At 64.7% G+C, this 13,595-nt stretch carries 14 protein-coding genes; 6 read left to right on the top strand and 8 right to left on the bottom strand.

From position 1 onward, the window contains the following. The first annotated feature begins 3 nt into the window (after positions 1-3). On the top strand, positions 4-1,017 hold the full coding sequence (locus Q2M23_RS05575) for a methyltransferase (protein ID WP_316394888.1): 1,014 nt from the start codon (positions 4-6) through the stop codon (positions 1,015-1,017). A gap of 92 nt (positions 1,018-1,109) precedes the next feature. Beyond that, positions 1,110-2,450, top strand: a complete 1,341-nt coding sequence (locus Q2M23_RS05570; protein WP_316394886.1) for an MFS transporter — start codon at positions 1,110-1,112, stop codon at positions 2,448-2,450. Between the two features lie 16 nt (positions 2,451-2,466). Here the strand turns inward: Q2M23_RS05570 and Q2M23_RS05565 are convergent, their stop codons facing one another. Then, complete coding sequence (locus Q2M23_RS05565; RefSeq protein ID WP_168855732.1) at positions 2,467-2,937, bottom strand: carboxymuconolactone decarboxylase family protein; 471 nt, start codon at positions 2,935-2,937, stop codon at positions 2,467-2,469. Beyond that, positions 2,934-3,341 carry a cupin domain-containing protein gene (locus Q2M23_RS05560; protein WP_316394883.1) on the bottom strand — a complete coding sequence of 136 codons (408 nt, stop codon included), beginning with the start codon at positions 3,339-3,341 and terminating at the stop codon, positions 2,934-2,936. Before Q2M23_RS05560 ends, Q2M23_RS05565 begins: the two co-directional genes overlap by 4 nt. An 88-nt stretch (positions 3,342-3,429) precedes the next feature. Here Q2M23_RS05560 and Q2M23_RS05555 point away from each other — a divergent pair, with 88 nt between their 5' ends. After that, entirely contained in the window at positions 3,430-4,884 is a 1,455-nt protein-coding gene (locus Q2M23_RS05555; protein WP_316394881.1) for a PLP-dependent aminotransferase family protein, read from the top strand. On the opposite strand, the gene Q2M23_RS05550 is transcribed toward Q2M23_RS05555, so the two are convergent. Then, positions 4,862-5,689 (bottom strand): SDR family NAD(P)-dependent oxidoreductase, encoded by an 828-nt coding sequence (locus Q2M23_RS05550; protein ID WP_057017274.1) that lies wholly within the window; start codon positions 5,687-5,689, stop codon positions 4,862-4,864. The two genes, Q2M23_RS05555 and Q2M23_RS05550, sit on opposite strands and share 23 nt — an antisense overlap. A gap of 320 nt (positions 5,690-6,009) precedes the next feature. Between Q2M23_RS05550 and Q2M23_RS05545 the strand changes: the two genes are divergently transcribed. Continuing rightward, a complete protein-coding gene (locus Q2M23_RS05545; RefSeq protein ID WP_076826731.1) occupies positions 6,010-6,303 on the top strand; it encodes a hypothetical protein in 294 nt (97 codons plus the stop codon). Between the two features lie 179 nt (positions 6,304-6,482). Continuing rightward, positions 6,483-7,115, top strand: a complete 633-nt coding sequence (locus Q2M23_RS05540; RefSeq protein WP_076826466.1) for a TerC family protein — start codon at positions 6,483-6,485, stop codon at positions 7,113-7,115. Between the two features lie 207 nt (positions 7,116-7,322). On the opposite strand, the gene Q2M23_RS05535 is transcribed toward Q2M23_RS05540, so the two are convergent. From Q2M23_RS05535 to Q2M23_RS05520, 4 genes are all read right to left on the bottom strand, one after another. After that, positions 7,323-8,042: an RraA family protein gene (locus Q2M23_RS05535; RefSeq protein ID WP_028344569.1), complete on the bottom strand. Its 720-nt coding sequence runs from the start codon at positions 8,040-8,042 to the stop codon at positions 7,323-7,325. Positions 8,043-8,446: 404 nt separating this feature from the next. Continuing rightward, positions 8,447-9,328 carry a CDP-diacylglycerol--serine O-phosphatidyltransferase gene (gene pssA / locus Q2M23_RS05530; RefSeq protein WP_316394879.1) on the bottom strand — a complete coding sequence of 294 codons (882 nt, stop codon included), beginning with the start codon at positions 9,326-9,328 and terminating at the stop codon, positions 8,447-8,449. A gap of 77 nt (positions 9,329-9,405) precedes the next feature. Beyond that, complete coding sequence (locus tag Q2M23_RS05525; RefSeq protein WP_016846296.1) at positions 9,406-10,104, bottom strand: phosphatidylserine decarboxylase; 699 nt, start codon at positions 10,102-10,104, stop codon at positions 9,406-9,408. Between the two features lie 53 nt (positions 10,105-10,157). After that, positions 10,158-12,146, bottom strand: coding sequence for an ABCB family ABC transporter ATP-binding protein/permease (locus Q2M23_RS05520; protein ID WP_244558752.1), 1,989 nt, complete (start codon positions 12,144-12,146; stop codon positions 10,158-10,160). Between the two features lie 213 nt (positions 12,147-12,359). Between Q2M23_RS05520 and Q2M23_RS05515 the strand changes: the two genes are divergently transcribed. Continuing rightward, positions 12,360-12,965 carry a TIGR00730 family Rossman fold protein gene (locus tag Q2M23_RS05515; RefSeq protein WP_076826465.1) on the top strand — a complete coding sequence of 202 codons (606 nt, stop codon included), beginning with the start codon at positions 12,360-12,362 and terminating at the stop codon, positions 12,963-12,965. A gap of 160 nt (positions 12,966-13,125) precedes the next feature. Here the strand turns inward: Q2M23_RS05515 and Q2M23_RS05510 are convergent, their stop codons facing one another. Next, positions 13,126-13,503 (bottom strand): VOC family protein, encoded by a 378-nt coding sequence (locus Q2M23_RS05510; protein ID WP_057017270.1) that lies wholly within the window; start codon positions 13,501-13,503, stop codon positions 13,126-13,128. Positions 13,504-13,595 lie beyond the last annotated feature (92 nt).

Genomic DNA, 13,595 nt, shown 5'->3' with positions numbered 1-13,595 from the left:
TCGATGGCCTCTGTCCAAGCATCCGCAAGATTGCTGCACCTTATTCAGTCGCAGCGCGTGACCGCGGTCATCTACGTCGCCGCGAAGCTGGGGATCGCCGAGCTCCTGCGCGATGGATCGCGGCCCCTCGGCGAACTCGTCGAGGCAACCGGCGCGAACAAGCAGGCGCTCCGCCGCCTGCTGACCGCGCTTTCGACCATAGGCATTTGCACGGTCGCTGAAGAGCGATACGCATTGACCGAACTGGGGGCTTGCCTTGACGGGGCCGCAACCCAGTCCCTCAAGAACTGGACGATCTTTGAAGGCCGGTTTCTGACCGAATCGTGGACCGGGTTGCTGGACTCGATCATGACCGGCAAGACCGCCGCGCAACTGCTTGACCATGAAAACAGCTTTGATCTGATGGCGCGCGATCCGGAGATGGTCAGCATATTTAATGCGGCTATGACGGAGGGGACCCGTCTGGCGATTCCGGATATCCTGGGGGCCTACGACTTCGGTGCGTTCGCTCATCTCATGGATGTCGGCGGCGGCTCCGGCGAACTCGTTGGCGCCATAGCCGGGCAGCATCCGCATATCCGAGGGACTATTTTCGACCTTCCGCGCTGCGCCGAATCCGCGACTGGCCATCTGAGGCGCAGCGGGCTCAGTGATCGCATCGAATTCATGGCCGGCGATTTCTTCCAGACGATTCCATCGATCGCGGATGCCATCGTCATGAAGAACATCATTCACGATTGGAACGATGAGCGCAGCATGGTCATCCTCGCAAACTGTCGAAGGGCGCTCCCCGGAGGGGGCGTGCTCCTGCTTATCGAACGGGTCATGCCGGAATTCCCGAGCGTAAGCGATGCGCACAGGGAACAGACGCTGACCGATCTGCTCATGCTTCGCGGTCCTGGCGGTCTCGAAAGAACGGAAAAGCAGTACGCCTGGCTGTTTCGCGAATCCGGCTTTACTCACACCGCGACCTGTCCGGCCGGGCGTCTCAGCGTCATCGAGGCAAAGGTCACCTGAGCTTTCGAGGTCAGACCATTACTCGCGCGCAATGGAGCAGCGACTGGTTTGAAGGACATCATAGGCAAAAGCATATTTTGGAAGGAACAAGAATGCATCTGCCTGCTGCAAGCAAGTCATCGTCGCCGATATTGGAGAACCCGGCGTACAAGGCCGTGTTCGCCAAGGTCGACTGGCGCCTTATGCCTTTGCTACTGATCGCCAGCATGGTCGCCTTTCTCGACCGCATCAACATCGGCTTCGCACAGCTTCAGATGAAGCAGACACTACCGTTTGATGATGCAGTCTACGGGCTCGGCGCGGGCATCTTCTTCGTCGGATATTTCCTGTTTGAGGTGCCCAGCAATCTTCTTCTGGAAAGGATCGGCGCGCGCAAAACCCTGTTGCGGATCATGGTGCTCTGGGGATTGGCGGCGACCGCCATGATGTTCGTATCGACGCCGCTCCAGTTCTATGCGGCGAGGTTCTTTCTTGGTGTCTTTGAGGCCGGCTTCGCCCCGGGCGTGCTGCTGTACTTGACGTACTGGTACCCGTCGGTGAGGCGCGGGCAGGTCATCGCGATCCTCGCGTCGGCGCCCCCCATTGTGATGTTCATCGCTGGTCCGCTGTGTGGTTCGATCCTGAAGTATTTCGACGGCGTCAGCGGTCTTTACGGCTGGCAATGGCTGTTTCTGATCCAGGGTTTGCCCGCGCCAATCCTCGGCGTTCTCGTGTATTACCTGCTCAAGGACAAGCCGTTCCAGGCCGCGTGGCTCTCGAAGGGGGAGAAGGCGCTGCTGGACGATGCTTTACAGCATGACGAAGAGAACATCGTGAAGGCGACCTCGGGGACGTTCCGGCAGCTGCTGCGAGACCCGAAGGTCTACCTGTTGTCGCTGGCCTGTTTTTGTCTGCTGGGCGCCAACTACACGATGGTATTCTGGATGCCGACCCTGATCCATAGCTGGGGAGTAAAGGATCCGCTACTGGTCGGCGTCTATCACGCAGTAGCCAACGCTGCGGGTATCGTCTGCATGATCCTGATCGGTCGTCATTCGGACAAGCGGCATGAGCGCCGCTGGCACTATGCGACCTGCGTCACGATTGCCGCCGGCGGCTTGTTCTTTCTCATGTTGCTCCACGGCACTTTTGTTGGTTCGATCCTGGCTCTCTCCTTCGCCGTCATCGGGTTTGTATCAGCGCCGCCGCTCTTCTATGCATTGACCAGTGAGTATCTCTCAGCGGGCGCGGCGGCCGGCGGCCTTGCCCTCGTCACTAGCCTCGGAAATCTCGGTCCGGCGGTAAGCCCGTCGATCACCGGGTTCATCGTGCGGAACACCGGCGACAACATCTATGGCATGTACTTCGTCATGGCGCTGTACTTGCTCTCCGGCGCACTCCTGCTGCTGAGCATGCGGCCCGCAACGAATGAGTTGCTTCCGTCCAGGAGTTGACCCATTCCTGCCAAGATCAAGCCGCCGCAGCGGAATGCTCGACCACAGCCTGCGGCGGGTTGCGGAAGCCGATGGCGATGCGGTTGTAGGTGTTCATCAGGCCGATCGCGATGGTCAGGTCGACCAGTTGCTTCTCGTTGAACACCTCGCGGGCCGCCTGGTAATCGGCATCCGGAATCGCGGTCTCCGCCACGCGGGTGACGGTTTCGGCCCAGGCCAGCGCGGCGCGCTCCTCGGCGTCGAACAGCGCCTCAGCCTCGCGCCAGACCTGCAGCACCGCAAGCTTCTCGACCTTGACGCCCATCTTCAGCAGGCTGCGGGTATGCGAATCCAGGCAATAGGCGCAGCCGTTGATCTGCGATATCCGCAGATAGACCAGTTCGACGAGCTGCGCGGAAAGCCCGCTTTGCGTGATGTAGCCATAGACGCCACCGAGCGCCTTGATGCCCGCGGGGGCGACCTTGTTGTAATCGATCCGCATGCTCATTGCTTGTGTCCTTCCTTGTCGAACACAGTCAGCGCCTTGTCGTTGCTGTCGACGACGAACACCGCAAGCAGCTTCGCCGGTTCGGTCGCGCTCGCGTTGCGCCCGAGCACGTGATGCGCGCCGGGCGGCTCGAAGAAGCTTTCGCCGGCCCGATAGACATGCGCGGCCTCGCCTTCCAGCTGGCTCTCGATCGCGCCCTGGAGCACGTAGACATAGAGAAACGCCGATTTGGCGTGATGATGCGGCGCCGACGGCTCGCCCGGCGGGAAGTTCACCTCCACCGCGATCAACGACTTGCCGGGAATGTTCGTGATCATATGCTCGAACTTCGGCGTCACCGATTGCGCCATCGCCGGAGTCGCAAGGGCCGCGCAGGCCAGCAGCGTTGTCATCAAGGTCTTCATCTCGTGCCTCCATTGCTACCGGATAGATGCGGGCACGCATGGCCAAAAAGAAGCACCAAGAATGAACCGAATTGGTGTACCACGAGCCATGCCCAACCCGCTTCCCATCGCGCTCGACCGGTCGGCCAGGACGCCGCTCTCCGAGCAGATCCGCAAGGCGATCGCGGCGGCGATCGACAACGGCGTGCTGGTGCCGGGCGCCCGGCTGCCATCGTGGCTCGACCTTGCCGCGCAGCTCGGCGTTGCGCGCGGCACCGTGCGGGCGGCCTATGACAAGCTGTCGGACGCCCAGCACATCGTGTCGTCGAAGGCGGGCGGCACCACCGTCGCGAGGCGGCCCAGGAAGGCCGCCAAGCCCGATGCGCCGGTCGCTCCCGGATCGGTCGTGGAGATGTTTCGCGATCTGAGCGGTCAGGGACACTTTCGGATGGGCGTCCCCGCGCAGGATAGGCTCCCCGCCAAGCTGCTGGCGCGAATCCGCGCGCGCGCCGTCCGGGCGGAATTGAGCGCGGTGATGCGCTATGTCGATCCACGCGGCGAGCTCGAATTGAGACGCGAGATCGCGGCGCATCTCGCGATCGCGCGCGGGCTCGAATGCTCGCCCGCGCAGATCGTCATCACCTCGGGATTCAGCGGAGGACTCGGCCTCGCGCTGCGCGTGCTCGGCCTCGAAGGCCGCCGCGCTTGGATGGAAAACCCGGGATTTCCATTGACGCGAAAGGGCCTCGATCTCGGCCGGCTGGAGGTCGTCCCGATCCCCGTCGATGCCAACGGCATCGATGTCGAGCACGGTCTCAAGCACGCCCCCGACGCGGCGCTCGCGGTCGTGACCCCGGGCCAGCAGGCGCCGCTCGGCCCGCCGCTGTCGCCGCAACGTCGCGCGCAGCTGCTCGACTGGGCCGCCCAAACCGGAGCCTTCATCATCGAGGACGACTATCTCGGCGAATTGCAGCTCGATGGCCGTGCCGCGCCGGCGCTCGCCTCGCTCGATCGCGCCGGCCGGGTGATCCATCTCGGCTCCTTCAGCAAGACGATCTCGCCGACGCTGCGCCTCGGCTTCCTGGTTGCGCCAGAGCCGTTGGCGGCGCAGTTCGCCGATGTCGCGACGTGCCTGGTCCCTGCTCCCGGCCCAGCGGTGCAGCTGTCCACCGCGGAGTTCATGCGCGACGGTCACTACATCCGCCATCTCAGGCGAACCAAGCGGGCCTATTGCGACAGGCGCGATGCGCTGACGACGGCGCTACGGAGCTGGAGCAACGATGTGCGGGTTGCCGGCCTCGCCGTCATGCTGACGCTGCCGGACAAGACCGCCGATGTCGAGATCGTCAGGGCACTGCTCGCGCACGGGCTGGCGCCCGCCCCGCTCTCGCCCTGGTATTTCTCACCGAAGCGCGCGCAGCCGGGTCTCTTGCTCGGCATTGCAACAGTGCCGGATCGCGGCGTTCCGGCCGCATGCAAGCGCCTGTTCGAGGCGATCCGCGCCCAAGGTCGCGTCCAAAGTGCGCCGGTCTCGCGCCGGATCAGGAAGCCCGCAGCCCGGTGAGCGTCAGGCTCAACGCCTTGAGCCGCTTGCGCGCCTCGGCGTCATAGGCCTGGGCATGGGCGCGCGCCTCGCGCTTACCGTCGAAGAACAGCCCGCTCCGGCCTGCCACATCGTCGTCCTGGACCAGACGCAGGATGGCATCACCGCCCTGCTCGACGGTCGAGATCGGCGTCGCGCCGCTGGCGCGCACCATGGTGGTGTTCATGTAGGTCGCGGGGTGCAGCGAGTTGACGGTCACGCCGGAGCCTTCCAGCTCCGTGGCCAGGTCGATGGTGAACATGATCTGCGACAGCTTGCTCTGCGCATAGGCGCGCGCACCGCTGTAGTTCTTCGTGATCATCACGTCGCCGAAATCGATCGGGTGCTGGCCGAGCGACGCGACATTGACGATGCGCGCCGGCGCGCTCGCCTTGAGCCGCGGCAGCAACAGATGCGCGAGCAGGAAGCCGGCGAGATAGTTGACCGCGAAGCGCAGCTCGTGGCCGTCCTTGCTGGTCTGCCGCGCCGGCCCCTCGTTTTGCGAACCGATGCCCGCGTTGCTGACGAACACATCAAGGCGTTCCTGGTCGTCGAGCACCAGCTGGGCGAACTCGCGGACCTCGGCGAGCGAGGACAGGTCGGCCTGGTAGAACATCGGCTCGCGGCCGCTGAGGCGCTTGATCTCGTCGGCGAGCGTCTGCGCCCGCTTGGTATCGCGGCCGTGGATCAGGACCCGGGCGCCGGCCGACGCCAGCTTCATCGCGACGTAGCGGCCGACGCCGTCGGTGGAACCGGTGATCAGCACCGTCTTGCCTGCCATATTCATCGAAATTGCCTTTCGATCGTTCGCCCAGCGCTGTCAGCAAAGATAAAGGCGCCGCGCGGACTTTGCCATGGCATGCCACCGCGCTGGCGGCGCCAAAATGGCGTCCAAGATCACCCCCAGGGTCTCGGGCCTTCTCCGGAACCGCATACGTACATCTTGTCGCGCGGCCGGCGGTCGCGCGGCGCCGCGTCGCGCGTCAAGGAGATCGCGTTCTGATATCCTCGACGTGAACGACAAGTCAGGATCGGTAAAGGACCGGAATGTCCTCGATCATTCCAGACACGATGCTGCGAAAGACTCCCTCTCTGGAGCCGTACGGCATGCTGCTGTTGTTCGGCGCGCTGACCGCGCTGCCGATCGTCCTGACGCTCCGTCTGGTTGAGCCCGCACTCGTGCTGCCCGTGCTCAGCCTGTTGTTGTTCGTCCAGGCAGCCATTGCCGCGATTGCGGCGCGCGTGATCCACGTGCGCACAAGCGTGGCGAACCTCACGCTGTGGGATTTTGCCGGCGCGTTCACCTTCATGGGGTGCGCGGCGGCGATCCTCGGCGAACCGGATCAGGCGGCGCTGTTCTTCGAGGAAGAAGCAGCAATGCGCCCGGTGTCACGACCGTAATCCCAGGCCGGGCCCCTCTGGCAGCCACAAGCTGCGATGTCGGACTGGAACCCAGTTGGAGTGGCCCTGCTTCGACCCGCGACGCGGATAAGCGTCGCGGTGGATTTGCCGTCCGCATGACGGCAAGAGCCGGTTTCGTCGAAAGGGTCCGCTCCCCGACCTCAAGGGGAACATGACCCATGTCCGAACTATTTTCGCCCGAGTTGTTTTCACTCGACGCCCTCAGCGCATTGCTGCAGGTCGTCGTCATCGACCTCGTGCTGGCCGGTGACAACGCCGTCGTGATCGGCCTTGCCGCGGCCGGCCTGCCGGAGAAGCAGCGCGGCAAGGCGATCCTGATCGGCATCGGTGCCGCGACACTGCTGCGCATCATGTTCGCGCTGGTCACCACGCAGCTGATGCAGATCGTCGGCCTGCTGCTGGCCGGCGGCATCCTGCTATTGTGGGTGTGCTGGAAGATGTGGCGCGAGCTGCGCGCCGACGCGCACGAGACCACGGCCGAACACGCCGATGGCGCAAAGGGCCAGCGCAAGACGCTGTGGCAGGCCACCACGCAGATCATCGTTGCCGACGTCTCGATGTCGCTCGACAACGTGCTGGCGGTCGCGGGTGCGGCGCGGGAGCAGCCGATCGTGCTGGTGTTCGGCCTCGCGCTCTCGATCGCGATGATGGGCGCGGCGGCCTCCGTCATCGCGCGGCTGCTGCAGAACCACCGCTGGATCGCCTATGTCGGACTCGCCGTGATCCTCTATGTCGCCATTGACATGACGGTTCGCGGGGCGAACGAGATCGCGAAGGTGGCTCCGGCCTGACCTTAGCCAACCTGTTTTGCGTCATTGCGAGCCATCCGGTCGGCGCAAAGCACCGCCGGATGACAGGCTCCGCGAAGCAATCCATCTCGACACTTGCGGAGACATGGATTGCTTCGTCGCTTCAGCGCAAAATTGCTCTGCAATTTTGTCGCGAGCTCCTCGCAATGACGGAGGGCACCTGCCCGCCGTCAGCACCATGCGCCTGCCTCAGTGGATTTCCGCCGAACGCTTCAGCGCGTCCTTGAGCTTCTCGAGCGAGAAATCCTTGCTGCGCGCGATGTCCAGGATCGGGGTCTCGCGGCGGCCGCAGAGTTCGGCGGCCTCGGGCAGCTTCGCCGCGACCTCATAGGGGATCACGATGGCGCCGTGGCTGTCGGCGTGGATCAGATCGTCGGATCGCACCGTCATGCCGGCGACGCGGACCTCGCCGCCAAAGCTCTCGGCATGCACCCAGGCGTGCGACGGGCCGATCGAGCCGGCCAGCGCCTGGAAGCCCGGCGCCCATTGCGGGATGTCGCGGATCGAGCCGTCGGTGATGACGCCGAGGCAGCCGAGCGCCTTGTGCACGTTGCTCTGCACCTCGCCCCAGAACGCACCATAGCCGACGTCCGGGCCGTCGATGTCCTGGATGACAGAGATGCGCGGGCCGAAGCCGGTGCCGACATATTCGTAATATTCGATGCGGCGCTTCGACTGCTCCTCGGCCGAGAGGCCGGATTTCAGCACCGAGCGGATCGTCGTGGTGCGGGCGTAGCCGACCATCGGCGGCAGCGTCGGAAACGGGCAGACCAGCGGCTTCACGGTGTAGCCGATCAGACGGCGCTCCGGCGCGACGATCTCCATCGCGTTGCAGATCGTCGGCGTGTCGTAGCGCGCCAACGCTTCAAGGACGGAAGCAGGAAGCGGGGCGGAAGCGGATGTCGTCACGGCGTTTCTCTCCTGATTTTTGGCGTCAGATCATGATGCGTTTCCAGGGAAACGCATCATGATCTCATTTCTTTGTTTGAGCATGATCTTTTCGGAAAACCGGTCTCCACTTTTCCGGATCATGCTCGAGCGGGCCGTTCTCAGCCTATAGCCGAGATCGCAGGCGAACCCAACCGAGGCACGCTCATGGCTGATATTTGCTGGAATGAAACCACTCTATCACCGTCACCCCCGCGCAACGGCGAAACCGTTGTCGCTGGAAGTGGCCGCTTCTTCAGCGGCCCTCGAAGGGTCGACGGCCCCAATCTCGGAGCCGGGCCGTACATCCTTCGAGGCTCGCCCGGCGGCGCAATTGCGCCGCAAGGCTCGCACCTCAGGATGACGGTCGACTACCGAGGGCGCACTCAGTGCAGATGCGTCGGACGATCGTCGTGGTCACTCTCCGCGACCGGCGCCGTATAGGGAGCAGCGGCCTGCGCCGCCACCGGCGCGCCCGCAGCTTGCGTCTGCGCGGCAAGCTGGCGCTCCTGGTCGCGGTAGGACTTCCAGCCCCAGGGCAGGCTGATCAGATAGAGCACCGAGCCCGCCGACAGGATGTGCCAGGGATAGCCGATCAGCAGCGCGACGATGAACACCACCGACACGAACACCGGCAGCACCATTTCCGGCGGCACGCGCATCTTCACGGTCTTGCCGGAGAACACCGGCAGCCGCGACACCATCAGGAAGGCGATCAACAGCGTGTAGAACGCCGTCAGCGTCGCCGGCGGCATCGGCACGCCGAGGAAGGCGAGATAGATCGGCAGCAGCACGGTGATCGCACCGGCAGGCGCCGGCACGCCAGTGAAATAGTTGGCGGCGAAGGCCGGCTTGTTCTGATCGTCGATCGAGGCATTGAAGCGCGCAAGCCGCAGGCCGCCGGAGATCGCGAACACCATCGCGGCGATCCAGCCGCCATTGTTCAATTCATGCAGCTGCCAGAAATACAGGATCAGGCCCGGCGCGACGCCGAAATTGACGAAGTCGGCGAGGCTGTCGAGTTCGGCGCCGAATTTCGACTGGCCCTTGATCATGCGCGCGACGCGGCCGTCGATGCCGTCGAGGATCGCGGCGAACACGATGGCGGCGACCGCCAGCTCCATCCGCCCTTCCGTCGACAGCCGGATCGCGGTGAGGCCGGCGCAGATCGCCAGCAGCGTGATCATGTTCGGCACCAGCATCCGCACCGGGATCGGGCGGAACCGCCGGCGGCGATACTCGTTGGAATTCGGATCGAATGGCGTCATGGCCTGATGAACATAGCAAGCGCCGCCCGGCTCCGCCATTGCGGCGGGAACCGGCTGATGGGGCTGGCGAAACAGAGTTAATCGGCGCGGTAGGTCCGGCCCGGATCGGCGTTGCGGAAATCCGCCAGAATCGTCTCGCCGGCGACCGCGGTCTGCCCCTCGGAGACCAGCGCCTTCGTGCCCTCGGGCAGATAGACGTCGAGCCGCGAGCCGAAGCGGATCAGGCCGAAGCGCTCGCCGGCGCCGATCGACTGGCCCTCCTTGACGAAGCAGACGATGCGCCGCGCCACGAGGCCTGCGATCTGGACCACGCCAATGCGCCCGTTGGAGGTCGAGATCACGAGCGAATTGCGCTCATTGTCCTCGCTCGCCTTGTCGAGCTCGGCATTGATGAAGGCGCCGGGCCGGTAGGCAATGCGGTCGATGCGGCCGACCACCGGGCTGCGGTTCACATGGCAGTTGAACACGCTCATGAATACCGAGACACGCGGCAGCGGCTTGTCGCCGAGCCCGAGCTCGGCCGGCGGCAGCGCCTGCACCACCATCGAGACGCGGCCGTCGGCCGGCGATACCACGATGCCGTCGCGCAGCGGCGTCACGCGAACCGGATCGCGGAAGAACAGCGCGCACCAGACGGTCAGCAGCGTCCCGATCCAGCCCAGCGGGGTCCAGATCCAGAACAGGATCAGGCTCGCCAGAGCGAAGCCGCCGATAAAGGGATAGCCCTCGGGGTGGATCGGCGGGATCTGCGCGCGGATGGAGTTGGCGATCGACATCAGAGCTCGCTTGCGTTTCCCCGCCCCATTTGGCGGGAGAGGCCCTAAATCGACTATTCCGCGGCGGTCGGCAAGGGTTTCTCACCCGCATCAGGGCTGGAATCCTCCGACGTTTCGGTGACCGCCGGCGGCAGCCGATTCGGCGCGGTGCCGTCGTCATCGACCTGGGCGAGCCGTTCGCGGGCCTCCTCGGCCTCGCGTTGCCGGTTCCACATGCTGGCATAGAGGCCGTCGGCGGCCAAAAGCCGCGCGTGGGTGCCGCGCTCGGCGATCCGGCCCTGGTCCAGCACGATGATCTCGTCGGCGCCGACGATGGTCGACAGCCGGTGCGCGATCACCAGCGAGGTGCGGTTGCGCGAGACCCGCTCCAGCGCGCCCTGGATCTCGTGCTCGGTGTGGCTGTCGAGCGCGGAGGTCGCCTCGTCCAGCACCAGGATCGGCGGCGCCTTCAGCACCGTGCGCGCGATCGCAACGCGCTGCTTCTCGCCGCCGGAGAGTTTCAGGCCGCGCTCGCCGACCTGCGTCTCATAGCCCTGCGGCGACATCCGGATGAAGCCGTCGATCTGCGCGAGGCGCGCCGCCTCCTCCACCTCGTCGTCGCCGGCATCCCAGCGGCCATAGCGGATGTTGTAGCGGATGGTGTCGTTGAACAGCACGGTGTCCTGCGGCACCATGCCGATCGCCGAGCGCAGCGAGGCCTGCGTCACGGTCTTGATGTCCTGGCCGTCGATCAGGATGCGGCCGCTCGAGACGTCGTAGAGGCGGAACAGCAGCCGCGAGATCGTCGACTTGCCGGCGCCGGAGGGACCGACGATCGCAACCGTCTTGCCGGCCGGCACCTCGAAGCTCAGGCCCTTGAGGATCGGCCGGTCCGCCTCGTAGGAGAAGCGGACATCCTCGAACCGCACGCTGCCGGATGACACCGCGAGCGGCTTGGCCCCCGGAATGTCCCTCACCTCGGGATCGCGCGCCAGCACGTCGAACATCTTCTCGATGTCGATGATCGCCTGCTTGATCTCGCGATAGACCATGCCCATGAAATTCAGCGGCTGGTAGAGCTGGATCATCATCGAATTGATCAGCACGAAATCGCCGACAGTGTGGGTGCCGTTGCGGATGCCGAACGCGCACATCAGCATGGTCGCGGTCAGCCCGGCGGTGAAGATGATCGCCTGCCCGGTGTTGAGCACCGCGAGCGAGGTATAGGTCTTCACGCTGGCCTGCTCGTAGCGCTCCATCGAGCGGTCGTAGCGCCGCGCCTCGCGCTCCTCGGCGCCGAAATATTTCACCGTCTCGTAGTTGAGCAGCGAGTCGATCGCCTTGGTGTTCGCCTCGGTGTCGGAATCGTTCATCCTGCGGCGGATCTCGATCCGCCACTCGGTCGCGATATAGGTGAAGTACATGAACACGACGACGGTGAGCAGCACCGCGAGCACGTAGCGCCAGTCAAACTGCCAGAGCAGCACCGCCGCCAACAGCGCGACCTCGACGATGGTCGGGATCAGCTGCAGGATCACCATCCGAACGATGGTCTCGATGCCGGAGCGGCCGCGCTCCAGCACGCGGGTCAGGCCGCCGGTCTTGCGCTCGAGATGGAAGCGCAGCGACAGTTCGTGCATATGCACGAAGGTGATATAGGCGAGCCGCCGCACCGCATGCATCGCGACGCGGGCGAAGATGCCGTCGCGCCACTGCGTCAGCACCGCCATGACGATGCGCACCGCGCCGTAGCTGATCGTCATCAGCACCGGCGAGGCGATCAGCCATACCACCCAGTTCGAGGCCGCAACCGGCGCCGAGCCGGTGCCGTTCAGCGCATCGATCGCCCATTTGAAGGTGAACGGCACCGACAGCGTGGCAAGCTTGGCGAACAGCAGCAGCACCACCGACCAGATCACGCGCGTCTTCAAATCGGCGCGATCACCGGGCCAGATATAGGGCCACAGATGAACGAGGGTGCCGAGCAGCGTCCCCTTCTCGGCGGCCGGCGACGTGGCCGTGGGCTGCGCGGCGCCGGTCACACTCTGTTGCGGCGGCACCATCAGCCGCCCGCCCGCGCGGTTACGGCGCGGCGGTCCGCCGCCACATCTTTTCCACGGTTTGCCATTGTGCCCGTCATATAGATCGTTTGAACGCGGCGTACAGGCTTATGACGAAAATTGTTCGCGATTCGCGGGAATTTACGGGATTTTTTGGCTCTCCATCCCCATATGGGAGTCTTGACCCTGTTTACGCTGCAGTGCCACAAGGAACGTATGAACCAAATCAAGACTGTCTGTGTTTATTGCGGCTCCGGCCCCGGTAACAATCCCCGTTTCGTTGAAGCTGCCGTCGCACTCGGCAAGAGCTTTGCCGAAAGCAACGTGCGCTTGGTCTATGGCGGCGGCTCGATCGGCCTGATGGGCGCGGTCGCGAAATCCACGCTCGATCACGGCGGCTCCGTCACCGGCATCATTCCCGAATTCCTGCGCGCGCGCGAGAACGCGCTGACCTCGGTTCAGGAGATGATCGTCACGCCCGACATGCATGAGCGCAAGCGCCTGATGTTCGAGCGCTCGGATGCGTTCGTCGCGCTGCCCGGCGGCATCGGCACGCTGGAAGAGTTGGTCGAGCAATTGACCTGGCAGCAGCTCGGCCGTCACCACAAGCCGATCCTGCTCGCCAACATCGACAATTTCTGGGAGCCCCTGCTCTCGCTTTTGAACCACATGCGCATGACCGAGTTCATCCGCCCCACGCTGCCGATCAACGTGCTGATGGCCGATCGCATCGACGAGATCCTGCCGCGGCTGCGTTCGGCCGTGGCGCGCACGCCCGAGGCCGCGAAGGATCTCGCGCCCGAAGTGGCGCGGCGGCTGTAACTGTTCGCCGCACTTTCGGCTCCATGACCGTCATGCTGAGGAGGCCGCAGAGCGGCCGTCTCGAAGCACGACGGCCCCGCTGGTGGCCGTGCATCCTTCGAGACGCGCTACGCGCTCCTCAGGATGACGGGTCGAGACAAGTGCTAGCCTGAAATCCTTACTACTCGCTCGGAAACGTCACGGCCTCGATGCGGTTGCCGTCGGGATCGAGGACGAAGGCCGCATAGTAGCGCACGCGGTCGTGCGGGCGCAGGCCCGGAGGACCATCGGAGAGGCCGCCGGACGCCAACGCAGCGGCGTGGAAGGCGTCGACCTCCGCGGTAGTCTTCGCGCGCAGGCAGATATGGGTGCCGCTCTCATGCGGCACCTGCGCCATCGTGGCGCGCAGATTGATCCAGAATTCTGGATAGGCCTTGCCGAAGCCGACCGTCGCCGGCCGCGTGACGAGGCGGCTCAGGCCAAGCGCGGCCAACGTCGGCTCGTAGAACCGCGCGGCCCGTTCCAGATCGCGAACGCCGACGGAGACGTGGTCGATCATGGATACTCCCTCCCCGTTGTCATTCCGGGATGGTCCGAAGGACCAGACCCGGAATCTCGAGATTCCGGGTTCGCTGTTTCGCATCGCCCCGG

The sequence above is a fragment of the Bradyrhizobium sp. 33ap4 genome (assembly GCF_032654765.1).
GTDB lineage: Bacteria > Pseudomonadota > Alphaproteobacteria > Rhizobiales > Xanthobacteraceae > Bradyrhizobium > Bradyrhizobium australafricanum.
The sequence above is the reverse complement of the archived record's forward strand: the minus strand, read 5'-3'. Positions and strand labels throughout refer to the sequence as shown.